24 protein-coding genes are annotated in these 21,793 nt (G+C 73.8%); 11 read left to right on the top strand and 13 right to left on the bottom strand.

Translation table 11 applies throughout. The annotated features are described in order from the left end of the window. Window positions 1–599 precede the first annotated feature (599 nt). From ACFTXQ_RS17755 to ACFTXQ_RS17765, 3 genes are read left to right on the top strand one after another with little or no spacing between them, the layout of a single operon-like run. Window positions 600–1,556 carry a carbohydrate ABC transporter permease gene (locus tag ACFTXQ_RS17755; RefSeq protein WP_382641804.1) on the top strand — a complete coding sequence of 319 codons (957 nt, stop codon included), beginning with the start codon at window positions 600–602 and terminating at the stop codon, window positions 1,554–1,556. Further along, complete coding sequence (locus ACFTXQ_RS17760; protein WP_382641714.1) at window positions 1,553–2,377, top strand: carbohydrate ABC transporter permease; 825 nt, start codon at window positions 1,553–1,555, stop codon at window positions 2,375–2,377. Before ACFTXQ_RS17755 ends, ACFTXQ_RS17760 begins: the two co-directional genes overlap by 4 nt. Next, entirely contained in the window at window positions 2,374–3,744 is a 1,371-nt protein-coding gene (locus ACFTXQ_RS17765; protein WP_382641716.1) for a GH1 family beta-glucosidase, read from the top strand. The genes ACFTXQ_RS17760 and ACFTXQ_RS17765 overlap by 4 nt, the downstream gene beginning before the upstream one ends. An 11-nt stretch (window positions 3,745–3,755) precedes the next feature. Here ACFTXQ_RS17765 and ACFTXQ_RS17770 read toward each other — a convergent pair whose 3' ends face one another. After that, complete coding sequence (locus ACFTXQ_RS17770) at window positions 3,756–4,571, bottom strand: SDR family oxidoreductase (protein ID WP_382641718.1); 816 nt, start codon at window positions 4,569–4,571, stop codon at window positions 3,756–3,758. A gap of 95 nt (window positions 4,572–4,666) precedes the next feature. Between ACFTXQ_RS17770 and ACFTXQ_RS17775 the strand changes: the two genes are divergently transcribed. After that, window positions 4,667–5,245, top strand: a complete 579-nt coding sequence (locus ACFTXQ_RS17775) for a TetR/AcrR family transcriptional regulator (protein ID WP_382641720.1) — start codon at window positions 4,667–4,669, stop codon at window positions 5,243–5,245. Here ACFTXQ_RS17775 and ACFTXQ_RS17780 read toward each other — a convergent pair. Beyond that, on the bottom strand, window positions 5,238–6,065 hold the full coding sequence (locus ACFTXQ_RS17780) for an NAD(P)H-binding protein (RefSeq protein ID WP_382641722.1): 828 nt from the start codon (window positions 6,063–6,065) through the stop codon (window positions 5,238–5,240). The genes ACFTXQ_RS17775 and ACFTXQ_RS17780 overlap by 8 nt on opposite strands. A gap of 144 nt (window positions 6,066–6,209) precedes the next feature. On the opposite strand from ACFTXQ_RS17780, the gene ACFTXQ_RS17785 reads away from it, so the two are divergent. Further along, complete coding sequence (locus tag ACFTXQ_RS17785; protein WP_382641724.1) at window positions 6,210–6,710, top strand: MarR family winged helix-turn-helix transcriptional regulator; 501 nt, start codon at window positions 6,210–6,212, stop codon at window positions 6,708–6,710. A gap of 101 nt (window positions 6,711–6,811) precedes the next feature. Then, window positions 6,812–8,071 carry an MFS transporter gene (locus tag ACFTXQ_RS17790; RefSeq protein WP_382641726.1) on the top strand — a complete coding sequence of 420 codons (1,260 nt, stop codon included), beginning with the start codon at window positions 6,812–6,814 and terminating at the stop codon, window positions 8,069–8,071. On the opposite strand, the gene ACFTXQ_RS17795 is transcribed toward ACFTXQ_RS17790, so the two are convergent. The 6 genes from ACFTXQ_RS17795 to ACFTXQ_RS17820 all read right to left on the bottom strand — a co-directional run bounded on the left by ACFTXQ_RS17795 (window position 7,992) and on the right by ACFTXQ_RS17820 (window position 12,132). Further along, window positions 7,992–8,288 (bottom strand): DUF3303 family protein, encoded by a 297-nt coding sequence (locus tag ACFTXQ_RS17795; RefSeq protein ID WP_382641728.1) that lies wholly within the window; start codon window positions 8,286–8,288, stop codon window positions 7,992–7,994. The two genes, ACFTXQ_RS17790 and ACFTXQ_RS17795, sit on opposite strands and share 80 nt — an antisense overlap. 108 nt (window positions 8,289–8,396) lie before the next feature. Further along, window positions 8,397–9,059, bottom strand: a complete 663-nt coding sequence (locus tag ACFTXQ_RS17800; RefSeq protein WP_382641730.1) for an NADPH-dependent F420 reductase — start codon at window positions 9,057–9,059, stop codon at window positions 8,397–8,399. A 26-nt stretch (window positions 9,060–9,085) separates the two neighbouring features. Beyond that, window positions 9,086–9,727 (bottom strand): disulfide bond formation protein B, encoded by a 642-nt coding sequence (locus ACFTXQ_RS17805; protein WP_382641732.1) that lies wholly within the window; start codon window positions 9,725–9,727, stop codon window positions 9,086–9,088. Between the two features lie 11 nt (window positions 9,728–9,738). Further along, the gene (locus tag ACFTXQ_RS17810) at window positions 9,739–9,903 is read right to left on the bottom strand and encodes a DUF5993 family protein (protein WP_382641734.1); all 165 of its coding nucleotides are present in this window, start codon (window positions 9,901–9,903) and stop codon (window positions 9,739–9,741) included. A gap of 68 nt (window positions 9,904–9,971) precedes the next feature. Further along, complete coding sequence (locus ACFTXQ_RS17815; RefSeq protein ID WP_382641736.1) at window positions 9,972–11,360, bottom strand: sensor histidine kinase; 1,389 nt, start codon at window positions 11,358–11,360, stop codon at window positions 9,972–9,974. Between the two features lie 85 nt (window positions 11,361–11,445). Further along, entirely contained in the window at window positions 11,446–12,132 is a 687-nt protein-coding gene (locus ACFTXQ_RS17820) for a response regulator transcription factor (RefSeq protein WP_215019570.1), read from the bottom strand. Window positions 12,133–12,211: 79 nt separating this feature from the next. On the opposite strand from ACFTXQ_RS17820, the gene ACFTXQ_RS17825 reads away from it, so the two are divergent. Continuing rightward, window positions 12,212–12,742 carry a hypothetical protein gene (locus ACFTXQ_RS17825; RefSeq protein WP_382641738.1) on the top strand — a complete coding sequence of 177 codons (531 nt, stop codon included), beginning with the start codon at window positions 12,212–12,214 and terminating at the stop codon, window positions 12,740–12,742. Window positions 12,743–12,755: 13 nt separating this feature from the next. Here ACFTXQ_RS17825 and ACFTXQ_RS17830 read toward each other — a convergent pair whose 3' ends face one another. From ACFTXQ_RS17830 to ACFTXQ_RS17840, 3 genes are all read right to left on the bottom strand, one after another. Continuing rightward, entirely contained in the window at window positions 12,756–13,376 is a 621-nt protein-coding gene (locus ACFTXQ_RS17830; RefSeq protein WP_382641740.1) for a class I SAM-dependent methyltransferase, read from the bottom strand. A gap of 152 nt (window positions 13,377–13,528) precedes the next feature. Beyond that, on the bottom strand, window positions 13,529–14,416 hold the full coding sequence (locus tag ACFTXQ_RS17835; RefSeq protein ID WP_382641741.1) for a spermidine synthase: 888 nt from the start codon (window positions 14,414–14,416) through the stop codon (window positions 13,529–13,531). A gap of 34 nt (window positions 14,417–14,450) precedes the next feature. Further along, the gene (locus ACFTXQ_RS17840) at window positions 14,451–14,876 is read right to left on the bottom strand and encodes a hypothetical protein (RefSeq protein WP_382641743.1); all 426 of its coding nucleotides are present in this window, start codon (window positions 14,874–14,876) and stop codon (window positions 14,451–14,453) included. A gap of 253 nt (window positions 14,877–15,129) precedes the next feature. On the opposite strand from ACFTXQ_RS17840, the gene ACFTXQ_RS17845 reads away from it, so the two are divergent. After that, window positions 15,130–16,443: a tetratricopeptide repeat protein gene (locus tag ACFTXQ_RS17845; protein ID WP_382641745.1), complete on the top strand. Its 1,314-nt coding sequence runs from the start codon at window positions 15,130–15,132 to the stop codon at window positions 16,441–16,443. A 34-nt stretch (window positions 16,444–16,477) separates the two neighbouring features. On the opposite strand, the gene ACFTXQ_RS17850 is transcribed toward ACFTXQ_RS17845, so the two are convergent. Beyond that, the gene (locus ACFTXQ_RS17850; RefSeq protein ID WP_382641747.1) at window positions 16,478–17,074 is read right to left on the bottom strand and encodes a histidine phosphatase family protein; all 597 of its coding nucleotides are present in this window, start codon (window positions 17,072–17,074) and stop codon (window positions 16,478–16,480) included. A gap of 148 nt (window positions 17,075–17,222) precedes the next feature. On the opposite strand from ACFTXQ_RS17850, the gene ACFTXQ_RS17855 reads away from it, so the two are divergent. Genes ACFTXQ_RS17855 through ACFTXQ_RS17865 form a run of 3 tightly spaced genes read left to right on the top strand, consistent with a single transcriptional unit; the run spans window position 17,223 to window position 21,294 of the window. Next, entirely contained in the window at window positions 17,223–18,392 is a 1,170-nt protein-coding gene (locus tag ACFTXQ_RS17855) for a hypothetical protein (RefSeq protein WP_382641749.1), read from the top strand. Next, window positions 18,380–19,963 (top strand): hypothetical protein, encoded by a 1,584-nt coding sequence (locus tag ACFTXQ_RS17860; RefSeq protein WP_382641751.1) that lies wholly within the window; start codon window positions 18,380–18,382, stop codon window positions 19,961–19,963. Before ACFTXQ_RS17855 ends, ACFTXQ_RS17860 begins: the two co-directional genes overlap by 13 nt. Continuing rightward, a complete protein-coding gene (locus ACFTXQ_RS17865) occupies window positions 19,960–21,294 on the top strand; it encodes an AAA domain-containing protein (RefSeq protein WP_382641753.1) in 1,335 nt (444 codons plus the stop codon). The genes ACFTXQ_RS17860 and ACFTXQ_RS17865 overlap by 4 nt, the downstream gene beginning before the upstream one ends. A gap of 7 nt (window positions 21,295–21,301) precedes the next feature. Here ACFTXQ_RS17865 and ACFTXQ_RS17870 read toward each other — a convergent pair whose 3' ends face one another. Continuing rightward, on the bottom strand, window positions 21,302–21,775 hold the full coding sequence (locus tag ACFTXQ_RS17870) for a MarR family winged helix-turn-helix transcriptional regulator (RefSeq protein ID WP_382641755.1): 474 nt from the start codon (window positions 21,773–21,775) through the stop codon (window positions 21,302–21,304). Window positions 21,776–21,793 lie beyond the last annotated feature (18 nt).

Genomic DNA, 21,793 nt, shown 5'->3' on the forward strand with positions numbered 1-21,793 from the left:
ATGGCCCGGCCCGGACCGGCCAGCCGGACGGTGGCCCGACCCGGACCCGCGAGCCGGATGGCGTCCCGGCCCGGACCCGCGAGCCGGATGGTGGCCCCACCCGGACCGGCCAGACGGACGGTGGCCCGACCCGGACTGGCCAGCCGGACAGTCGCCCGACCTCGCCCTGCCAGCCGGATGGCGGCCCGACCCGGAGCCGCGTGCCGGATGGCGGCCCGACCGGGACCCGCCAGCCGGACGGTGGCCCCACCCGGACCGGCCGGCCGGCCGGTGGCTCGGCCCGGAGCCGAGAGCCAGATCGTGGGCCGACCCGGACCGGACGGACGGACGGTGGCCCCACCCGGGCCCGCGAGCTGGACAAGGGCTCGACCTGCACCCGCGAGCTGGACGGCGGCTCGGACCGGACCGGCCAGCCGGACGGTGGCTCGGCCCGGAGCCGCGAGCCGGGCGGTGGCTCGGACCGGAGCGGTGAGTGGGGCGGCGGACCGGCGGGGGGCTGTGGGTGGGTCGTCGGCTCGGGCGGGCTCGGTGTGCCGTTCGGTCGGGGGGCCGAAGGCGGCACGGCCGGGGGGCGGTGCGCCGTGAGCGACGAGACCGTTCTGTTGTCCCCCTCCGGCTCCCGCCCCGCGGAGGGGGGCGGCCCGCGCCAGGTGTGGCGTTCGCGCCGCTACCGGTGGGACCTGCGCTGGAGCCCGTACGCCTTCGTGGCGCCCTTCTTCCTCTTCTTCGCCGCCTTCGGGCTGTTCCCGCTCCTTTACACGGGCTGGGCGGCGCTGCACCAGGTGGAACTGACCGATCCGGACAGCATGACGTGGGTGGGGCTGAAGAACTTCTCCCGGCTGTGGGGCGACGAGTTCTTCTGGAACGCGCTGCGCAACACCGTCACCATCGGGCTGCTGTCCACGGTGCCGCAGCTGGCGATCGCGCTGGGCCTGGCCCACCTGCTGAACTACAAGGTGCGCGGCTCCGCCTTCTTCCGGGTCGCGGTGCTCACCCCGTACGCGACCTCGGTGGCGGCCGCCACGCTCGTCTTCGTGCTGCTCTTCGGCCGGGACTACGGGATGGTCAACTGGGCCCTGTCGGCGGTCGGTTTCGACGCGGTGGACTGGCAGAACGGCACCTTCGCCTCCCAGCTGGCGGTCTCCACGATCGTGATCTGGCGGTGGACGGGCTACAACGCGCTGATCTACCTGGCGGCCATGCAGGCGGTGCCGGGCGAGCTGTACGAGTCGGCGGCGCTGGACGGGGCCTCCCGGTGGCAGCAGTTCCGGCACGTCACCGTGCCCTCGCTCCGGCCGACGATCTTCTTCACGTGCGTGGTGTCGACGATCGGGGCGACGCAGCTGTTCGGCGAGCCGCTGCTGTTCAACGGCGGGGCGGGCGCGACGGGCGGCTCGGAGCACCAGTTCCAGACGCTGGGGCTGTACCTGTACGAGCAGGGCTGGGTGAACCTGCACCTGGGGCGGGCCTCGGCGATCGCCTGGGCGATGTTCCTGATCCTGCTGGTCATCGCGGGCGCGGCGCGGCTGCTGCGCGGACGGGAGGCCTCCCGATGAGATCGCTGCGCGCGGGCCGGCTCACGTACGTGGTGCTCGCCCTGTTCACCGCGGGCTCGCTCTTCCCGCTGCTGTGGACGGCCGTCGCGGCCTCCCGGAGCAGTACCCGCCTGGCGCAGACGCCGCCGCCCTTCTGGTTCGGCGGGAACCTGGGGCGCAACCTCCGGGTGGCCTGGACCGACGCCAATATGGGGACGGCCCTGCTGAACACCGTGGTCGTGGCGGGCACGGTCGCGGCCGGGACGGTTCTCTTCTCCACCCTGGCGGGCTTCGCCTTCGCCAGACTCCGCTTCCGGGGCCGCCGGCTGCTGATGTCGCTGGTGATCGGCACGATGCTGATCCCGCCGCAGCTGAGCGTGGTCCCGCTGTACATGCTGATCGCGGAGCTGTCGTGGACCGACCGGCTCCAGGCGGTGATCCTGCCGACGCTGGTCTCCGCCTTCGGGGTGTTCTTCATGCGCCAGTACCTGGCGCAGTCCCTGCCGGTGGAGCTGGTGGAGGCGGCGCGCACGGACGGGGCGAGTTCGCTGCGGATCGTGTGGCACGTGGTGTTCCCGGCGGCCCGGCCGGCGATGGCGGTGCTGGCCATGCTGACCTTCGTCATGGCCTGGAACGACTTCTTCTGGCCGATCGTCGCGCTGACCCAGAACGGCAGCCCGACGGTGCAGGTGGCCCTGACCGGGCTGGGCCGGGGCTACATCCCCGACCAGTCGGTGATCATGGCGGGCGCGCTGCTGGGCACGCTCCCGCTGCTGCTGGTGTTCCTCGTCTTCGGCCGCCAGATCGTCGGCGGCATCATGCAGGGAGCGGTAAAGGGATGACGAACGCACCGACGAACGCACCGGCGGACGCGCGGGGACCGCGGTTCCCGGACGGGTTCCTGTGGGGCACGGCCACGGCGGCCTTCCAGATCGAGGGTGCGGCCGCGCTGCGCGAGCCCTCCATCTGGGACACCTTCTGCAGTACTCCGGGCAAGGTGTACGGCGGGCACACCGGCGAGGTCGCCGTGGACCACCACCGGCTGTGGCGGGACGACGTCCGGCTCATGGCCGAACTGGGGCTCGGTGCCTACCGGTTCTCGGTGTCCTGGCCCCGGGTGCTGGCCGGCGGGATCTGCTTCTACGACGCCCTCGTCGACGAGCTGCTCGCCCACGGGATCAAGCCCTGCGTGACCCTGTACCACTGGGACCTGCCGCAGGAGCTCGAAAGTGCGGGGGGCTGGCCGGAGCGGGAGACGGCCTACGCCTTCGCCCAGTACACCTCCCAGGTCTCGGCGGCCCTGGCCGACCGGGTGGAGCTGTGGACCACCCTCAACGAGCCTTGGTGCAGCGCCTTCCTCGGGTACGGCTCCGGGGTCCACGCCCCCGGCCGCACCTCCCCCTCCGACGCGCTGCGCGCCGCGCACCACCTGAACCTGGCGCACGGGCTGGCCGCCGCCGTGCTGCCCTCCTCGGCGAGGACCGGCATCGCGCTCAACCTCGGCGCGGTGCGCCCGCTGACCGGCTCGGCGGCCGACCTGGACGCCGGGCGCCGCATCGACGCGCTGGCCAATCGGATCTTCACCGGCCCGCTGCTGCACGGGGCCTACCCGCAGGACCTCCTCGCGGACACCGCCTCCGTGACGGACTGGTCGTTCGTCCGGCCCGGCGACGAGGCGCTGATCCACCAGCCGCTGGGCTTCCTCGGCGTCAACTACTACACGCCGACGGTGGTCTCGGCGGCCGCCGACGGCCCGCGCGACGACGGGCACGGCGGCGGGCAGCACTCCCCCTGGCCGGGGGCCGAGGACGTGGCCTTCCACCAACCCCCGGGCGAGCAGACCGACATGGGCTGGTCGGTCGACGCGACGGGCCTCTACGACCTACTGCAGCGCTGTGCCCGCGAGGCACCGGGCCTCCCGCTGCTGGTCACCGAGAACGGGGCGGCATACGCCCCGGACCTGCACGACCCTGCGCGCATCGGCTACCTGGAGGCCCATCTGACCGAGGTCCACCGCGCCCTGGTGGACGGCGCCCCGGTCGGGGGCTACTTCCTCTGGTCGCTGATGGACAACTTCGAATGGTCCTACGGCTACAGCAAGCGCTTCGGCATCGTCCATGTCGACTACGAGACCCAGGCCCGCACCCCTCGCTCCAGCGCGCGCTGGTACGCCCGACTGGCCCGGACGGGGGCGATGCCGACGCGCTAGGCGGGGTGCGGTCAGCGGAAGGCGGGCGTGGAGCGGGCCGCCCAGTCGGCGAAGGGCCGGGCGGGCCGGCCGAGTATCCGTTCCACGGCCGGGCTCGGCACGAGTTCGGCGGGCAGGGGTGCGCCGAGGATCGCGAGGGTGCCCTGGACGACCGGTTCGGGCATGAAGGCCGACATCTGGGCGGCGGCTTCCTCGCGGGTCTGCTCGACGAACCGCACGGGCTCGCCGAGAGCCGCGCCGATCGCCTCGGCCCGCTCCCGCGGGGTGGTCAGGGCCGGGCCGGTGAGCTCGTGGATCCGGCCGGCGTGGCCGCCCCCGCGCAGGACGGCGGCCGCGACCTCGGCGACGTCCGCCGGGTCGACGGTCGGCAGCCCGACCTCGCCGAAGGGCGCCTCGGCGGTGCGCCGCGTACGGATCGACTCGGCCCAGGCGAAGGAGTTGGAGTTCAGGCCGCCGGAACGCAGGACCGTCCATTCCAGCCCCGACCGGCTGACGGCCTCCTCGAATCCGGCGGCGTGCCGGTAGACCCCGGGACGGGTCGCGACGCCTTGGCTGGAGAGCAGGACGACCCGCCCGAACCCGCTCTCCCGGGCGCGGTCGACAATGCCCTGCGGGTCCTCGCCGGCGACGAGCAGGAACAGCGCGTCGGCGCCTTCGAGCGCGGGCCGCAGCTGCTCCGGCTCGGCAAGGTCGGCCTGTATGTGCCGGACCCCCTCGGGCACCTCCGCGGGCTTCCTGGACACGGCGGTCACCTGCTCCCCCGCCTCCGCCAGGATCCGTACGAGCTCACGTCCGACATTGCCCGTCGCACCGGTCACCACGATCACAGCTTCCCCCTACGAGTCGATTGCGCGAGTTAGTTAGTTGGCTGACTCACTTCTGACCATAGCCGCCCCCCACTCCCCCGTCTACAGTTAGTCAGGTGACTGACTCAAAGAAGGCCCGGCGGACGTCCGGCAAGCGGGAAAGACTGGCGGCCGCGGCGGCCCAGGTGCTCCACGAACAGGGCATCGCCCAGACCACGCTCGCGGACATCGCGCAGGCGGCCGACGTCCCGGTGGGCAACGTCTACTACTACTTCAAGACCAAGGACCAGCTCGTCGAGGCCGCGATCGACGCCCACGCCCAGAGCCTCCAGGGTCTGATCGGAACGCTCGACCAGCTCCCCTCCCCCCAGGACCGGCTGAAGGCACTCGTGGGCGGCTGGGCCGAGCAGCGTGACCTCACGGCCCGGTACGGCTGCCCCACCGGCACCCTCGCCTCGGAACTCGACAAGCGCGCCGACGGACTCGACCGGTCCATCGCCCAGGTCATGCTGGTCCTGCTCGACTGGACCGAGCAGCAGTTCCGCGCCATGGGCCGCACCGACGCACGCGAGCTCGCGGTCGCCCTGATCGCCGCCTACCAGGGCATCTCCCTGCTCACCAACACCTTCCGCGACCCGGACCTGATGACCGCCGAGGCCCGCCGCCTGGAGCGCTGGATCGACTCCCTCACCTAGCGGCGCCGAAAGCGTCGGCGTGGTCCGTCACCCAGGTCTCGAAGGTGCGGGCCGGGTGGCCGGTGAGGTGCTCGACCGCATCGGTGAGATCGACCGGAAAGCCGTCCGAGGAAGCCCAGTAGTCGAGCAGGGCGTCGGCATAGGGGCCGGGTATGTAGCCGTCGACCTCGGACTTCCACTGCCCGGCGGTGACGGCCTCGAAAGGTATGGGCCGGCCGAGGATCCGGCCCAGTATCGCGAGCTGGGCCGCGAAGGTGAGCGCCTGCGGCCCGGTCAGGGTGTAGGCGCGGCCGCCGAGGGCCGGGTCGGTGAGGACGGCGAAGGCGGCTTCCGCGAGATCGGCCTCGTGGACGGGGTCGCAGTAGGCGCCGGGGTAGGGCAGGTGGACCGGCCGGCCGGACTTCAGCGACCAGGCCCAGCCGAGGGCGTTGCTCGCGAAGGACCCGGGGCGCAGCAGGGTGGTGCGCAGCGGGGAGGCCGTCAGGGCCTGTTCGACGGCGAGATGGGACGCGGACAACGGGCTGTCGGCGGCTCCGGGGGCGAGCACCGAGGAGGAGGACAGGAGCACGACGTGCTCGACTCCGGCGGTGACGGCCTCCTTGACGAAGGCATCGATCCCGGCGGCCTCGGCATACAGGAAGACGGAGCGGACACCCTCGAGGGCGCCGGGAAAGGTCCCCGGGTCGGTCAGGTCGCAATGGACGGTATCGGCGCGGTCCGGCTCGCGGGAGGCGAGGCGGTGCGGGATGCCGCGGGAGGCGAGGAGGGCGGAGAGTCCGCGGGCGACCGCGCCGCGGCCGCCGGTGACGAGGATCGACATGGTGGATTCCTTCTCTCTGGTTTCGGCTCTCTGGTTTCGGCTCTCTGGTTCCGACCGACTTGGCGATACGATGAATCCGTGACACAGATTCTGCGTGACACATCCTCTGCGTCACACAGTTAAATTTGGAGCATGGAGAAGCCGATGTCAACCGATTCCCCTCGTACGGGTGATGAGTGGAGCCGCGCGGAGCTGCTCGCGCGCATCGTCACCGAAAGCCAGCGGCACTACGCCGACTACTCCCTCTTCAACCAGGCCATGGCCGACCACGTCGGCCTGCACCCCACCGACATGCAGTGCGTCGCCCTCCTCGACATGGAGCCCGGCCCCGTCAGCACCGGCGACATCGCCCGCCTCACCGGCCTGACCTCCGGCTCCGCCACCCGCCTCGTCGACCGCATGGTCAAGGCGGGCATCGTCGAGCGGCACGCAGACCCCCACGACCGCCGCCGCTCCCTCGTCTCCCTCTCACCCGAGGCCCGCAAGCGGATCGGCGCCGCCTGGGACACCCCGGGCCGGGCCTTCGGCGCCGTGCTGGAGAGCTACTCGGATTCCGAACTCGCCGTCATCGCCGACTACCTGCACCGCGCCGCCGAGGTCGGCCGGGCCCAGGCCAAGCGGCTGACCTCGGGCGAAACCGGCTGACGGGGGCTTCCGAAGGGGCCGTTCCGGCATTAGCGTCCCGGCCAAGGGCAACCCAGCGCGCCGGAGAAACGGGAGGGTCGGCGTGCCGATGGAGGTTGTCCGTGACCCAGCCCCTCTCCGCGCCCGCCGGCTTCCGCGGGGTCTTCGCACTCGGCGGCAGCGCCCTCCCCCTCTACGCGTTCCTCGCGCGCCTGCCCGCCGCGCTCTGCCCCATCGGAACGCTCCTGCTCATCAACGAACGCGACGGCATCGGTGACGCCGGCGCCGTCGCCGCCGCCCTCTGGCTCGGCCAGGCCCTCGGCGGCCCCGTCATCGGCCGCCTCGCCGACCGCCGCGGCCACCGCCCCGTACTGCTCGTCGCCTGCGCCGCGAACGCCGCCGTCCTCGCCGCCCTCGTCGCGGCCGTCCTCGGCGGCCTGCCGCTCGCGCCCCGCATGGCCCTCGCCGTCGCGGCCGGCCTCACCATCCCGCAGGTCGGGCCGCTGGCGAGGGCACGCTGGGCGCGGCTGGCCGGCGCGGACAAGCAGCTGCTGGGCTCGGCCCTGTCCTTCGACACCACCCTGGACGAAGTCGGGTTCATGGTCGGCCCCGCGCTGGCCGGGATCCTGGCCGTGACCGTCCACCCCGCCTCGGCGCTCGTGCTCGCGGCCGGGCTGATCCTGGTGTTCGGCTCGCTCTTCGCGGTGCATCCGACCGCTCCCGGCCCCGCCTCCCCGACCCCGGGCGCGCGTGCCGGCGTACGGCTGTGGTCGCCCGGGCTGGTGCTGCTCTTCGCGATGGCCGTGCTCCAGGGGGCCGCGTGGAGCGGGGCCAACACCGGCGTCAACGCGCTCGCGGAGTCGCTCGGCCGGCCGGGCGCGGCCGGGCTCGTGTGGGCGGCCATGGCCGTGACCAGCTCGATCGCCGGATTCGTGACGGTGGCCCGGCCCGGCTCGGCGGACCTGACCGTACGGCTGCGGTGGACGATCGCCGTCCAGGCGGTGCTCACGCTGCCGCTGCTCGCCGTGTCGGGGCTGACCGGCGCCGCCTTCGCCGTCGCCGGCACCGGACTGGCGGTGGCCCCGCACCTGATCGCGCTGTTCGGTCTGGTGGAACGGACCGGTCCGGCCGAGCGTATGGGCGAGGCCATGACCGTGGTCGGCAGCGGCCTGATCCTCGGTCAGGCGGTGGCGGCGGCCGTCGCCGGGCCCCTCGCCGCGGCGTACGGCTACCGGGCCGCCTTCATCGTGGCCTGCGCGGCCGCTGCCGCCTCCGCCGTCCTGGCGATGGCGGCCGCCGCCACTACGAGGACTTCAGCGCACCCAGCGCCTTCCCCATCTCCTCGGCCGTCATCACCGGACCGACCTCGATCTCGGCGTTGAAGTCCTGGAACAGGTCCCACGACAACGACGGCATCGTCGCGCTGTCCTGCAGGTCGAAGACGATCCAGCAGGACCGCACGCCCTCGTGCAGGCCGAAGTAGGCCGCCTCCGGCTTGACCTTCTCCAGGAGCTTCTTCACCGCCTGGGGCAGGGCCCCGCTCTTGATGCCCTCGTTCGAGGCGGCCGTGTCCAAGTGGGCCCTGAGCATGACTCTCATGCGCGGCTCCTTCCGTCAGGGCCACCCTGGGCGGGGCCGCCGGACCCGGCAACATCTCGGCCGCCGCCCGAGCGGCGGCCGTACGGGGCACCCCTCCCGTACGGGCTCCTACGCCCCCTGGACGTGGAAGTTGAACTCCGAGTGCCCCAGGGCGCCCATCAGCCGGAGCCACACGGGGAGCATCATCTCGGTACCCCGGGCGGTCTCGATGCCCCCGAGGTCGAGGATGCTCCCCTCCGGCCACCCGAAGGAGTGGAGCAGCTCCCGTACGGCCTTCTTCGCGTCCGCGTCCTCGCCCGACAGGAAGACGTGGTGCTCACCGGCGACCCGGCTCGGATCGACCATGATCTGGCAGTTCATCGTGTTCAGCGTCTTGACCACCCGCAGGCCCGGGAAGGTGCGCTGGATCAGCTCGCCCAGGCTGTCGGTGTCCACCGGGTCCAGGCTCGGCGGGAAGCCCCGCGAGAAGTCCAGGGGGTTCGCGATGTCGATCAGGACCTTGCCGTCCAGGTGGGCCGCCTCCGCCTCCGTCAGGGCGGCGATGCTGACCTGCCCGCCGGTCGCGTTGACCAGGGTGTCCCCGTCCCGCGCGGCCTCGGCGAAGGACGCGAGCCGCACCTGCGGCTGCCCCGCCTGCCAGTCGGCGTACTCGGCGCGTCCCGCGGTCGCCTCGGGATCACGGGTGCCGATGACCACCTCGTGCCCCAGGGAGGCGAGCCGGGCCGCCACCGTGCGGCCGACGATGCCGGTGCCGAGTATTGCGTAGCGCATGTCGTAAGTCCTTAACAGATGTGGGATCAGCCAAGAATCCCCACATCGTAGAAGAACTGATACCTCGTCGGGTCGTCCGGGAGGAACCAGTGGAAGCCCTCTTCGAAGAAGACGGCCACGACGTTGATCGCGATCACCAGCCCCAGGAACCACAGCACGAGCAGCCCCGCGGTCCGCAGCGGACCAGGCTGCTCGGCCGGTAGCGTGCGCGCCGCCGTCGAGTGGGCGAAGGCCAGGACGATGCCGACGGCGACCACCGAGGCCTGGAAGAGGACCCACGCCCACACGTACAGGTGCAGGCCGAAGACCTCGCTCCCGTAGCCCTTGTCGCCGGGCAGGACGTGCAGCATCGTCTGCCGCCAGGAGGCGAACGAGCCCGCGATCACGGCGACGAGCGACAGTCCCCAGCCCATCATGTAGTCGCGGCCGGTCACCACACCGTGCGACAGCGCCGTCCGGACGATGGACGCGGCGCCCATCGCCGCCAGCAGCATGAACATCCGCTGCACGATGCAGAGCGGGCACGGGTACTCCCAGAGCCCGAACTGGTAGAAGAGGCCGCCGCAGACCACGCCCGTCCAGCCGGCGGCGAAGAAGCAGGCGAACCAGTACTGGGCCCGTCCGAGCAGCCCGCCCGTCGGCGCCGCCTCCGGGAGGAGGTCGTGCATCGTGGCCACCGTCAGTAGCTCAGGTTCAGGGCGAGGCTGCTGGTGATGTGGTGGGCCATCAGCAGGATCACGGCGAGCAGCATGATCCACCACGCTCCGAGCACGACCATCCGGGACGACTCCCGGTACAGGGCGATGAGCGTGGCGAGGAGCCCGCCGAAGATGAGGGTGTCCATGCCGCGGACCGTACCGATCCACGGTCACGGGGCCCGCGAGGCGCGCCCCCGGCCCCGCCCCCGTTACGTCAGTTGCTGCGCCGCTTGCGCCGGGCGCGCCGGGTCCGGACCCCGCCCGAGCCGCCGCGGGTGCGGCCGTCCACGCCGATCCAGACCCGCACCTCGGTGCCGCCGAGCACCGAGCGCCCCAGCCGTACGTCGCCGCCGGTCGACTCCGCGACCCGGCGCACGATGTCCAGGCCGAGGCCCGTGGACCCGTCGCGGGCGCCGTCGTTGCCGCGGCGCAGGGCGGCGTCCGGGTCGGCGATGCCGGGGCCCGCGTCCGAGACGAGCACGATGACGGCGTCCGAGGCGTCGTGGACGTCCACCGCGAAGGGGGTGCCCTCGGGGGTGTGCCGGAAGACGTTGCCGAGCATGGCGTCGAGCGCGGCGGCCAGTTCGGGCCGCGCGACGGGGATCCGTACCGTGCGGTCCACCCCCGCGAGCCGTACCTCGCGGCCCTCGTCCTCCGCCAGCGCCGACCAGAAGGCCATCCGGTCGCGGATCACCTCGGAGGCATCGCACCCGGCGTTCACGCCCGGGCCGGACAGGCCGGTCGTGGGACGCTGTTCGCGGGCCGTACGGATGATCGTGTCGACCTCCCGTTCCAACTGCTCCACGGCCGCCCGGGTCTGCTCGGCGGCCGGGCCGTCGCCGAGCGAGGCCGTGTTGAGCCGCAGCACCGTCAGCGGCGTCCGCAGCCGGTGCGACAGGTCGGCGGCCAGCTCCCGCTCGTTGGCGAGGAGTTCCACGACCTGGTCCGCCATCGCGTTGAACGCGACGGCCGCCGAGCGGAGTTCCTTCGGCCCGGCCTCGGGGACCCGGGCCCCCAGCCGGCCCTCGCCCAGCTGGTGCGCGGCGTCCGCGAGCCGCTCGGCCGGCCGGACGAGCCGGGCGCCGAGCCGGTCGGCGACCGCCACCGAGCCCACGATCAGCGCCAGTCCGACGCCCGCGAGGATCAGCCAGGCGGTCGTGACGCCGTTGCTGACCTCGCTCTCCGGTACGTAGATCTCCACGACGGCGATGTCCCCGGAGCCGAGGGCGATCGGCTGGAGCAGTGCCGAGCCGCCCCCGGCGACCGAGGCGGTCGTTGCCCGTCCGATCCGCCGGGTCTCGGCGACGGCGCGCTCGCCCGCCCTGCCCTCGCCGATGTCCACCGGCGCGCTGCCGGCGATCGCGGGCACGTGGACGGCCATCCGCCGGGCCGCGCCCATCTGCGTGGACTCGACGGCCTTGCGCAGCTGCACCGGGTCGGTGGTGATCGACAGGGTCGGCCCGATGGTGGCGGCCTGCCGCTCGGCGTTGGAGAACGCCCGGTCGCTGGCCATCTCCTTGACGACGAGCCCGAGCGGCACCGCGAACGCCACGACCACCATGACGGTGACCGCCAGGCACACCTTGACCAGCGCCCACCTCATCTCCTGTGGCTCGCTTCTCCGCCCGCGCGGCGCACCACTGCGGCTATCGCCGTCGTCTGCGGCCCGGTGGCCGCGCGTGCGCCGCTCACTGGGGCGGCTCCAGCTTGACGCCCACACCCCGCAGCGTGTGCAGGTAGCGGGGCCGGGCGGCGGTCTCGCCGAGCTTGCGGCGCAGCCAGGACAGGTGGACGTCGATGGTCTGGTCGTCCCCGTACGACTGCTGCCACACCTCGGCGAGCAGCTCGCGCCGGGCCACGACCACCCCGGGCCGACCGGCGAGGAAGGCGAGCAGGTCGAACTCCCGGCGCGTGAGGTCCAGTACGGTCCCGTCCAGCTCGGCCTGGCGGCGCAGCGGGTCGATGGCCAGCCCGCCGACGCGCAGGACGCGCGAGGGCGGCTCGGCCGCGGCCGCCTGCGAGCGGCGCAGGACCGCGGCCATCCGGGCGGAGAGGTGCTCGACGGAGAAGGGTTTGGTCAGGTAGTCGTCGGCGCCGTCGTTGAGCAGCCGGACGATCTCCGCCTCGTCGTCGCGCGCGGTCGCGATGATCACGGGTACGTCGGTGATGCCGCGCAGCATCTTCAGCGCCTCCGACCCGTCGAGGTCGGGCAGCCCGAGGTCGAGGATGACCACGTCGAAGCGGTGGTGGGCGACCTCGCGCAGCGCCTCCAGGGCGGTGCCGACGCTGCGCACGGTGTGCGAGGCCTCGGTCAGGTGCCGGATGAGGGCGGAACGTACGAACTGGTCGTCCTCGACCACGAGCACACTTGCCATGGCCCGCACGGTAGCCCATTCGGGGGAGCCGGGGAGGGGCCGAGCGGCTCTTGTGGCAGGTGGTGCAGTATGTCCCTCGATGCTGCGAGGACTTGTACATGCCATGGCCTGGACGCTGGCGACCGGGGCGGCGGTGACGCTGTCCTGGTGGGGCGTGCACACCGTTATGTCGGGCACCGCCTACGATCCGCCGCTCGCGGTTCCGCTGGCGGGGCAGCCGTTGTCCTCCTCGACCCACCACGCCCAGCTCGCCGAGCCGCCGTCCCCCGCGCCGTCCGCCTCTCCGAGTCCTTCCGCCTCGCCGTCAGCGGGGCCCTCGTCCGCCAAGCCCTCGCCGAAGGCCTCGCCCGCGCCCCGCGCCGGCCAGAAGACGGACGCCGCGGACCAGGGAAACGTGAAGGCCTACCCCGTCTCCGGCGGGCGGGTCGTCTTCTCGCTCGGGGCGTCCTCGGCCGAGCTGGTCTCGGCGACCCCGGCGGCCGGCTGGCGGATGCAGGTGTGGAAGCAGGAGTACTGGATCCGGGTCACCTTCACCAAGGACGGCCGCGAGGTGTCGGCGTTCTGCACCTGGCACGACCACCCGCCGGCGGTGGAGATCGTCGACCCCTGAGCGGGGGTCCTCGCTAGGCGGGGACCGTGCCGACCAGCACGAACTCGTTGTACGGGAAGACCTTGCCCAGCGGGCGCGGGAAGGGGAAGGAGTAGGTGCGCCGCACCGTGACCCCGGCCTTGCCCGCGTGGCTGCGCAGCTCCTCGAAGCCGACCCACCGGACGTGGGTGGCGTCGGAGCGGTAGCCCAGCTCCTGGGGGGTGATCAGGACGAGGGAGCCGCCCGGCTTCACCAGCGGAAGGTACTGGTCCAGCAGCGAGGCCGCGGTCTCCTCGTCGACGTGCTCCAGCACGTGCGCGACCAGCATGCTGTCGAAGGACCCGGGCTGGCAGTCGGGGGCGGCGGCCAGCTCGTCGGGGGTGTAGGCGGTCAGCCCGCGCTCCCGGCAGGTCCGGACGGAGTGCGGGTTGTGGTCGACGCCGACGCTGTCCGGGCCGCAGTTCAGCAGGTTCCGCCCCAGGCCGCAGCCGATGTCGAGGACCCGGCCCAGCTTCAGCCGCTGCAGGTTCCACCGGTACGGCGCCTGCGTCGGCAGCAGCCGCTTGATCCCGGACTGCTCGAGGCGGGCGAGCCGCTTCGTGTAGTCGGAGGTGGCGGTGCTGGGCGTTTCGGGCGTGGCGGGGGAATCAGACATCGTCGGCCGTCTCTTGATGCGTTATGGAAGGCAGCCCTCCGGGGCAGTCACAGGCTACGCATGGCGGGCGCCCTCCGGGAGACCTCTCTCGGCCTTTATCCGATCCTCCTTCTCCGCAATCCGGAGAAGTCCCGCGACCCCGTTCGCCCGCGTCAGCGGAAGACCGAGGGCGGCGGCTGCGGCGAGGCCACCGCCGATGCGTCCGCGACCGGCGCCGCGCCGCCCGTGAAGTCCGCCAGGGCCCGGCCGTGCTCGACCCGGCCCGGGTGCGGGTCGCTCGCCACGCGCCGGGTGAACTCGGCCACCGGCAGCTCGCGGTCCGCGGCCACCAGCACCGCGTTGCCGAACCGTTTCCCCCGCCACACCACGGGATCCGCCGCCAGCGCCAGCTCCGCGAACCGGGACGCGGCCGTAGCGACCTGCCCCCGCAGGTGCGCGAGCGGCGGACCGTCCGCGAGGTTGGCCACGTACCACCCGGCGGGCGCGAGGGCTCGGCGTACGTCGTCCAGGAACTCGGTGCTCGTCAGGTGGGCGGGGGTGCGCGCCCCGCTGAACACGTCCGCGATCACCAGGTCCGCCCAGCCGTCCGGCACCTTGGCCAGGCCGGCCCGCGCGTCCACGGCCCGGACCCGGACCCGCGCCTGGGGGTCCAGCGGCAGGTGTTCCCGTACGAAGGCCACCAGCGCGGCGTCGATCTCCACGATCTGCTGGGTGGAGCGGGGGCGGGTGGCGGCCGTGTAGCGGGCGAGGGTGAAGGCCCCGCCGCCGAGGTGGACCACGTTCAGCGGCTGCCGGGCGGGGGCGACGAGGTCGATCAGGTGGCCGATCCGGCGCTGGTACGCGAAGTCCAGGTACCGGGGGTCGGCCAGGTCCACGTGCGACTGCGGGGCCCCGTCGATCAGGAGGGTCCAGGCGTCGGCGCGCTCCCGGTCGGGCTCCAGCTCGGCCCGGCCGCCCGCCACCTGCCCGACTACCGGCTCGGCGGCGCCGCGTCCGCGCTGCTGCTGCCTGCTGCCCTTGCCTCTGTCCTTGCCTGCCACGACCCCATGGTCGCAGGTCAGCGGCTGTCGCAGGTCAGCGGCAGTTGTCGGCGGCCTCGATCAGCCGGGCCGCCTCGCCGAGCGCCGCCCGCAGCACCTCGGGATCGGTGACGGGCCCGACCGCCTCGGGCGGGAGCAGCCAGCCCGTGGCGCCGGCGGCCGGCGAAACGGCGTCGCCGAACCGCATGCCGCGCCCGTTGGTCTGCGTACACGCGCTGCCCGGCAGGTCCCAGGCGTCGGCGGTGCCGGGCGGGACGAGGAAGCCGAGGGTGTCGCCGGAACCGTCGTGCAGGACCGGGCCGACCCCGCCGGCCTGGCTGGCGGCCCGGCGGATGATGTCCACCGCCTCCAGCCCCTGCCGCGCGGGCACGGTGACGAGGTCCAGATCCGGCTCGGGGACCAGGACCGGGGCCAGGGCCGCGCCCGGCGCGGGCGCGGTGTTCGTTCCAGTGCTCTCCATGCCGCCCTCCACCAAGGGAACCCCTCCTCGATCCGTATCCGCATGGGTTCAACGCACGGGAACGTCAACGGGTGCGGCGGCAAGACGCTGCAAAGGATGGCAGTTCATGGCGGATGGCGGGTGAGATATCCCTTTTGTAGCCAAACACCGCATGAACGACCCCTCGCTGGCGGTACGTTCATGCGCGCCGGGCCCACCGCACTTCACATGTCACAGCACCGGCACTGCGTTCCTTGCCAGAGAGGCCACGTCCATGGCGGCGTCCCCCCACTCACCCAACTCCACGTTCCGGCGGCTGCGCGGGCAGCACTCCCCGGCCGAGTTCGCGGCGCTGGTACGCCGGGCGGCGAAGGAGATCGGCGAAACGGTTTCCTGCGACGCCCGCTACATCGGCCGGGTCGAGTCCGGCGAGATCCGCTGCCCCAACTACGCCTACGAGCGGGTCTTCCTCCACATGTTCCCCGGCCGCACTCTGGCCGACCTGGGGTTCTCACCGCGCGAGGCCGTCCGCGGCCGCTCGGCCCAGCTCACCGGGCGTTCCGGTTCCGCTTCCGCTTCCAGCTGCAAGGAGAGCGACGTGCTGCGTCGCGCGTTCATGGCGGGCGGCTCCGCGACCGTGGCGGCCGCGACGCTCAGCCTCACCCTGCTCGGCGACACCCGCCGGCTGCCCTCCCGCGCCGGCGAGTCCGAGGCCGCGGCCGTCGAGGACGCCGTACGCCAGATCCGGCTGCTCGACGACCGGCACGGGGCCGACGCCCTCTACCGCAGGGCCGCCGAGCCCCTGCGCACCGCCTACGCGCTGCTCGACGCGGGGGCCACCCGGCAGTCCACCGAGGACCGGCTGCACGCGGGCGCCGGCGAACTGGCCGTCTCGGTCGGCTGGCTGGCCCACGACTCCGGGCGCTTCGACGACGCCCGCTCGCACTACGCGGAGGCCCTCGCCACGGCCCGGGTGTCCGGAAACGCGGGCCTGGAGGCGCACGCGTTCAGCAACATGGCGTTCCTGGCGCGGGACTGCGGCCGCTCGCGCGAGGCCGTACGGGCGGCCCAGGCGGGCCGCCTCGCCGCGCGCTCCCTGGGTTCCCCGCGGCTGCTCTCCCTCCTCGCACTCCGGGAGGCGGGGGGCTGGGCGGGCCTCGCCGACCGCAAGTCCTGCGAGGAGGCGCTGACGCGGGCCCACACGGAGTTCTCCCGGGGGGAGGCGGGGGCGGACCCGGAGTGGATGTCCTTCTTCGGCGAGGCCGAGCTGGAGTCCCTGGAGGCCAGGTGCTGGGCCGCCCTCGGCGAGCACGCGCGGGCGGCCCGGCACGCCCGTCGGGCCGCCGACCTGCAGGATCCGCACTTCGCCCGGAACGTGGCGCTGTACACCGCCGAGCTGGCCGGCGACCTGGCCCGGGCGGGGGCGCCCGACGAGGCCGCGTGGGCCGGGGGGCGCGTGCTGGAGCTGCTGACCGAGGTCCAGTCCACGCGGATCCGCTCCATGCTGTCGGACACGGCCCGCGCCCTCGTCCCCCACCAGCGGTCCCCCCGGGTGGCCACGTTCCTGACCCACCACGCCACGGCCTGACGCCGGGAGGGAGGCGCACCGCGCCGCGCGGCGGTTACGCGTCCAGGTGGCCCGTGTCGTTCCAGCGCTCCAGCGCGGGGGCCCCGTACGCCCAGCCCAGTACCGACAGGGAGGTCGGGTCCAGGCGGATCCGGGCCCCGAACGAGGCCTCGAAGCCGAGCCAGCGGGCGGCCAGCGTCCGCAGGATGTGCCCGTGGGCGAAGACCAGGACGTCCCGCTCCGCCGAGCGGGCCCACGCGACGACCTCGTCCGCGCGCGCGGACACGTCGGCGACGGACTCACCGCCCGGCACCCCGTCGCGCCAGATCAGCCAGCCGGGCCGGATCGCCTGGATCTCGGCCGGGGTCATGCCCTCGTAGTCGCCGTAGTCCCACTCCATCAGCGCGTGCCAGGGGTCCGCCTGCGCCCCGAAGCCGGCCAGGTCACAGCTCTCGCTCGCGCGCACCAGCGGGCTGGTGCGGACCTCCAGGCCGGGCAGGCCCTTCCACGGGTCGCGGGCCAGCCGCTCGCCGAGCAGCTTCGCACCCCGCTTGCCCTCCTCCAGCAGGGGCACGTCCGTGCGCCCGGTGTGCTTGCCGAGCTGGGACCACGCCGTCTGGCCGTGGCGGGCCAGCAGGATGCGGGGGGCCATGTAGTTTCTCCCGGTCCATCGATAATCGTGCGGTTTTGCGGTGGTTGAGTCGCCCGTCCATCATCCATCACGTGAACTCCGGGCCACCCCGCGACCGCTTTCCGGTGTAAGACCACGATTGTCAGTGGCGGATGGGACACTTCCGCCCGTGAGCTCCTACCCGCCCAGCAGCCCCGCGCCGCCGACGACACTGCGGCAGCGGCTCGCCGGCCTGCGCGGCCCCGCCGTGCCGCCCCGCCCGCTCGACGCCCGGGCGCTGGCGGCCCTCGCCGCCAACCCCGGCTGCGGCAGACGCGCCCTGCTCGACGGCGCCGGCGTGGACAAGACCGCCCTCGCCTCGGCCCTCGGCTCCCCCGCCTCCTTCGGGCAGTCGCAGTTCGCCATCGTCCGCGGGAACTCCTTCGAGGCCAAGGTCAAGGGCGACGGCGGAGCCGAGCTGCTGCGGCTGGTCCACCATCACCTCGGCGCCGCCGCCGAGCCCCCCGGCTCCGGCGCCCGGGTCCCCGACCTGGCCGCCGCCGGGCCCGAGGGCCGCGCCGCCCGCACCGCGCTCGCCCTGCGCGAGGCCACCTCCGCGGGGGCCTGGACACTGCTCGACCACCCGATGCTGGCCCTGGAGGTGGCCGGCTCGCCCGCCTACCTGGAGCCGGACGCCGTCGTCGTGCACCCCGACGGCCGCTGGACCGTCGTGGAGATCAAGTCGTTCCCGATGATCGACGGGGGCGCCGATGCCGCCAAGGTGGGCGCCGCCGCCCGCCAGGCCGCCGTGTACGTGCTGGCCCTGGAGAAGACCGCCGAGAAGCTGGCGGGCGCCCGGGTCGGGCAGACCGTGCTGCTGGTCTGCCCCAAGGACTTCTCCAACCTGCCCACCGCCTCGCCCGTCGACATCCGCCGCGAGCGCTCGGTGACCCGGCGTCAGCTGGACCGGCTGACCCGGGTCGAGGAGCTGGCCGCGGCGCTGCCGGAGGGCCTCAGCTTCGACCCGGCGCGGACCGCCGAGGAGCTGACCGAGGCGGTCGCCGCCGTGGAGGCCTCCTACGCCCCCGAGTGCCTGGCCGCCTGCGAGCTGGCCTTCCACTGCCGGGAGCGGGCCCGCGCCGCCGACGACGTGACGGCGCTGGGCCGTTCCGTACGGGGCGAACTGGGCGCGCTGACCACCGTCGAGGCGGCCCTCGCGGCGGCCGCCGGGGCCGGCTGCGCCGAGGACCCGACCGCCGCCGCACTGCACCGGGCGGCCCGGCTGCGCGCCGAAGCGCTGGAGATCGCCGCCGCCCGCCCGCCGCACCACGTCCCGGAGACCCCCGAATGCCCCTGCTGAGCACCCTGGCCCGGCTGGAGGCCGTCCGCACGGGCCGCGCCCAGCCGCTCGCGACCGTGCGGCACCGCCACCTGAGCGAGAACCCGATGGTCTTCGTGCCGCTGACAACGGCCGGTGAGGCGGGGGCTCCGCTGGGCGCGATGGTCGGGACGGACCCGAACGAGCCGCGGGTGTTCGTGATACCCCAGCCGCGCGACCGGGACCTGCGCTGGGCGTTCCTCGCGGACCTGGCGGTCCACGTACTGGCCCACATCGAGGCGTACGGGGACGTGGTGGAGCCGGCCGAGCGCAGCGAGACCGATCCGGAGACGGGCAAGAGGGTCAAGGTCGAGACCGAGCTGTGCGTGGACGCGCCACAGCTGATCGTGCCCAGCCGGGCGGGCATCGAGTACGTACGGCTGCTGGGCCGGTCGATGCGGTTCCGGCGGACGGCCGAGGAGGATCCGGAGAATCCGTATCCGGCGCCCTCGCGGGTTCCGATGCTCGGGCGCTGGTTCACCCACCTCGCCGAGCGCTCGCGGGTGCCCGGCTCCTCGATGCTGGTGTCGGCGACGGACCTGCTGTCCCGGCACTGGGCGACCGGTCAGAGCAACCTGGAGGACCAGCACCTCGGGGCGCTGCTGGGCTGGATCGACCCGCCGGAGGGCCGGTCGGGGGCCGAGGCGGCGCTCCGGGCCGAGCTGGGCCGCGACAAGGACGGCCAACTGCTGTGCCCGCCGGCCGGTCCGGCAACCGACCCGGCCTTCGACAACAAGCTGCTGGCCCCGGCGATCGCCCGGTACGACGCGGCGCGCGCGGCCCTGGCGGCCCGGCCCGAGGAGGACGACCGCGAGGTGCGGATGGCCGAACGGGCCGTGCGCCGACTGGTCGTGGAGCAGATGTCGGGCGCCTGGTGGGCGACGTGGGACGCGATCGAACTGCTCCGCGCCCTGCCGGCCGGCGAGCGGGCCGAGGAGCGCTGGACCCGCGACCGCTGGTCCTACACCGGCCACCGGGACCGCGTCCGGGCGGGCGAACCGCCGCAGCCCCGCGGGGACGACGCGGTGACGGCGGCGCAGAAGCTGGCCACGCGGGAGACCGAGCAGGTACGGCTCGACGCCCAGGAGGCCCTGGACGACCCCCTGGTGATGGCGGGCCGGCGGCTCGCGGGCGAGGCCTTCGCCGGCGAGGTCACCGAGGTGGTGATGGAATGGACGGACTCGAAGCGGCCGAGCCCGCGCCCGCTGGTGACGGTGGCCACGGAGGACCGGCCGCAGCTCGCGGAGGACGGCGGCGGGAAGGTGTACCGCTCGCTGGACGGGCGCCCGCAGAGCGCGCAGTTCGTGCGCTTCGAGGCGGACGGCGGGCTGGTGCTGCGCCTGCTGGACAAGATGGGCCGCGGCCGGGAGCCGGAGCCCGGCTCGGTGCCGGAGAAGGGCGACCGGGTGTGCTGGACGCTGTTCGAGCACGACGCGCGCGGCGGCCCGAAGCTCCCGGACCGTGAGCAGACCCCGTGGACGCACGGGGGCCCGCCCGGATCCGCCACCGCCGTACCGCTGCCCGACGCCGTGACCGACGAGGACATCCTGTGACCGCGCCCTTCGACCCGGGGGCCGCGGCCGCCGAGGCGACCGCCGCCATCCTGCACGACACGCTGCACGGCGCCGAGCGGGGCGTGGTCGTCGACTCCCCGCCCGGGGCCGGCAAGTCCACCCTCGTGGTGCGGGCGGCGCGCGAGCTGGCCGCGGCCGGGCGCCGGCTGATGGTGGTCGCGCAGACCAACGCGCAGGTCGACGACCTGGTGCTGCGGCTCGCCGACAAGGATCCGGAGCTGAAGGTCGGCCGGCTGCACAGCAGCGACGGCGACGCCTACGACCCGGCGCTGCGGGAGCTGCCCTCGGTCACCCTCTCGGCCAAGCCCGGCGACCTGGCCGAACTGCCCGTCACCATCGCCACGGCGGCGAAGTGGGCCTTCGTCAAGGACGTCGAGCCGTGGGAGCACGCGATCGTCGACGAGGCCTACCAGATGCGCTCGGACGCGCTGCTGGCCGTGGCCGGGCTGTTCGAACGGGCGCTGTTCGTCGGCGATCCGGGGCAACTGGACCCCTTCAGCGTGGTCGGCGCGGAGCAGTGGGCGGGCCTGTCCTACGACCCCTCCGCCTCGGCGGTGAGCACCCTGCTCGCCCACAACCCTCAGCTGCCGCAGCACCGGCTGCCCGTGTCCTGGCGGCTCCCGGCGACGGCGGCGCCGCTGGTCTCGCGCGCCTTCTACCCGTACACGCAGTTCCGCAGCGGCACGGGGCCGGGCGAGCGGCGGCTGTCGTACGGGGTCCCCTCGGACGGGTCGGGCCCCGACCGGGTCCTGGACGAGGCCGCCGCGTCGGGCTGGGGCCTGCTGGAGCTGCCCGCGCGGCACACCCCGCGCACCGACCCGGAGGCGGTGCACGCGGTGGCGCTGGTGGTCCGCCGCGCCCTGGACCGCGGGACGGTCACCCGTGACGAGCAGCCCCCGGAACCGGCCCCCCTCACGCCCGACCGCATCGCCGTCGGCACCGCCCACCGCGACCAGGCGGCGGCGGTCCGCGCGGCACTGGCCTCGCTCGGCGTCACGGGGGTCACGGTGGACACCGCGAACCGGCTCCAGGGCCGCGAGTACGACCTGACGGTGGTCCTCCACCCCCTGTCGGGCCGCCCGGACGCGACGGCCTTCCACCTGGAGACGGGCCGCCTGTGCGTACTGGCCTCCCGGCACCGGCACGCCTGCGTGGTGGTGGCCCGGGCCGGCATCGCGGAACTCCTGGACGACCACCCCTCGACGGAGCCGGTCCAGCTGGGCGTGACGGTGAAGTTCCCGGACGGCTGGGAGGCGAACCACGCCATGCTCGCCCACCTCGCCGAACACCGCGTGGCGTGGCGGGCCTGAGGGGCCGTCACTGCTTGCGGGTGATGCCCATGCGGATGCGGAGGAGCTCGCCCACCTCGGCCATGGTGCGGAGCTGTTCCGGGGTGAGGAGGTCGATCAGGTGGCGGCGTACGGACTCCACGTGGAGCGGGGCCGCCGCCGTGATCATCTCCACTCCGGCATCGGTGAGGACCACCTCCGCACCGCGGCCGTCCTCGGCGACGTCCTCGCGGCGGACGATGCCGCGCTGCTCCATGCGGGTGAGCTGGTGGGAGAGCCGGCTGCGTGACCACTGCATCAGGGCGGCCAGCGCGCTGATGCGCATGCGGTGGCCGTCCGTGGAGCCGAGGACGGACAGGACGTCGTAGTCGGCTTCCGAGAGGTTGCTGTCCTGGCTGAGGTCGCGCGCGATTCCCGCGTTGACCAGCGGAAACATCCGCCGCCAGGCGTACCAGGCGGCTTGTTCGGGCTCGGTGAGCCAGCGGGGCTCGGGTGCGGTCATGGGGGCACTTTAGTCGAG

It is taken from the genome of Streptomyces sp. NPDC057010, assembly GCF_042673805.1.
GTDB lineage: Bacteria > Actinomycetota > Actinomycetes > Streptomycetales > Streptomycetaceae > Streptomyces.

Bases quoted from the DNA above. Each gene is read 5' to 3' on its own strand.
- ACFTXQ_RS17760 (WP_382641714.1), top strand. From the start codon at position 1,553: ATGAGATCGCTGCGCGCGGGCCGGCTCACGTACGTGGTGCTCGCCCTG.
- ACFTXQ_RS17765 (WP_382641716.1), top strand. From the start codon at position 2,374: ATGACGAACGCACCGACGAACGCACCGGCGGACGCGCGGGGACCGCGG.
- ACFTXQ_RS17780 (WP_382641722.1), bottom strand. From the start codon at position 6,065: ATGTCGATCCTCGTCACCGGCGGCCGCGGCGCGGTCGCCCGCGGACTC.
- ACFTXQ_RS17785 (WP_382641724.1), top strand. From the start codon at position 6,210: ATGTCAACCGATTCCCCTCGTACGGGTGATGAGTGGAGCCGCGCGGAG.
- ACFTXQ_RS17795 (WP_382641728.1), bottom strand. From the start codon at position 8,288: ATGAGAGTCATGCTCAGGGCCCACTTGGACACGGCCGCCTCGAACGAG.
- ACFTXQ_RS17800 (WP_382641730.1), bottom strand. From the start codon at position 9,059: ATGCGCTACGCAATACTCGGCACCGGCATCGTCGGCCGCACGGTGGCG.
- ACFTXQ_RS17805 (WP_382641732.1), bottom strand. From the start codon at position 9,727: ATGCACGACCTCCTCCCGGAGGCGGCGCCGACGGGCGGGCTGCTCGGA.
- ACFTXQ_RS17810 (WP_382641734.1), bottom strand. From the start codon at position 9,903: ATGGACACCCTCATCTTCGGCGGGCTCCTCGCCACGCTCATCGCCCTG.
- ACFTXQ_RS17815 (WP_382641736.1), bottom strand. From the start codon at position 11,360: ATGAGGTGGGCGCTGGTCAAGGTGTGCCTGGCGGTCACCGTCATGGTG.
- ACFTXQ_RS17820 (WP_215019570.1), bottom strand. From the start codon at position 12,132: ATGGCAAGTGTGCTCGTGGTCGAGGACGACCAGTTCGTACGTTCCGCC.
- ACFTXQ_RS17825 (WP_382641738.1), top strand. From the start codon at position 12,212: ATGCTGCGAGGACTTGTACATGCCATGGCCTGGACGCTGGCGACCGGG.
- ACFTXQ_RS17830 (WP_382641740.1), bottom strand. From the start codon at position 13,376: ATGTCTGATTCCCCCGCCACGCCCGAAACGCCCAGCACCGCCACCTCC.
- ACFTXQ_RS17840 (WP_382641743.1), bottom strand. From the start codon at position 14,876: ATGGAGAGCACTGGAACGAACACCGCGCCCGCGCCGGGCGCGGCCCTG.
- ACFTXQ_RS17845 (WP_382641745.1), top strand. From the start codon at position 15,130: ATGGCGGCGTCCCCCCACTCACCCAACTCCACGTTCCGGCGGCTGCGC.
- ACFTXQ_RS17850 (WP_382641747.1), bottom strand. From the start codon at position 17,074: ATGGCCCCCCGCATCCTGCTGGCCCGCCACGGCCAGACGGCGTGGTCC.
- ACFTXQ_RS17860 (WP_382641751.1), top strand. From the start codon at position 18,380: ATGCCCCTGCTGAGCACCCTGGCCCGGCTGGAGGCCGTCCGCACGGGC.
- ACFTXQ_RS17870 (WP_382641755.1), bottom strand. From the start codon at position 21,775: ATGACCGCACCCGAGCCCCGCTGGCTCACCGAGCCCGAACAAGCCGCC.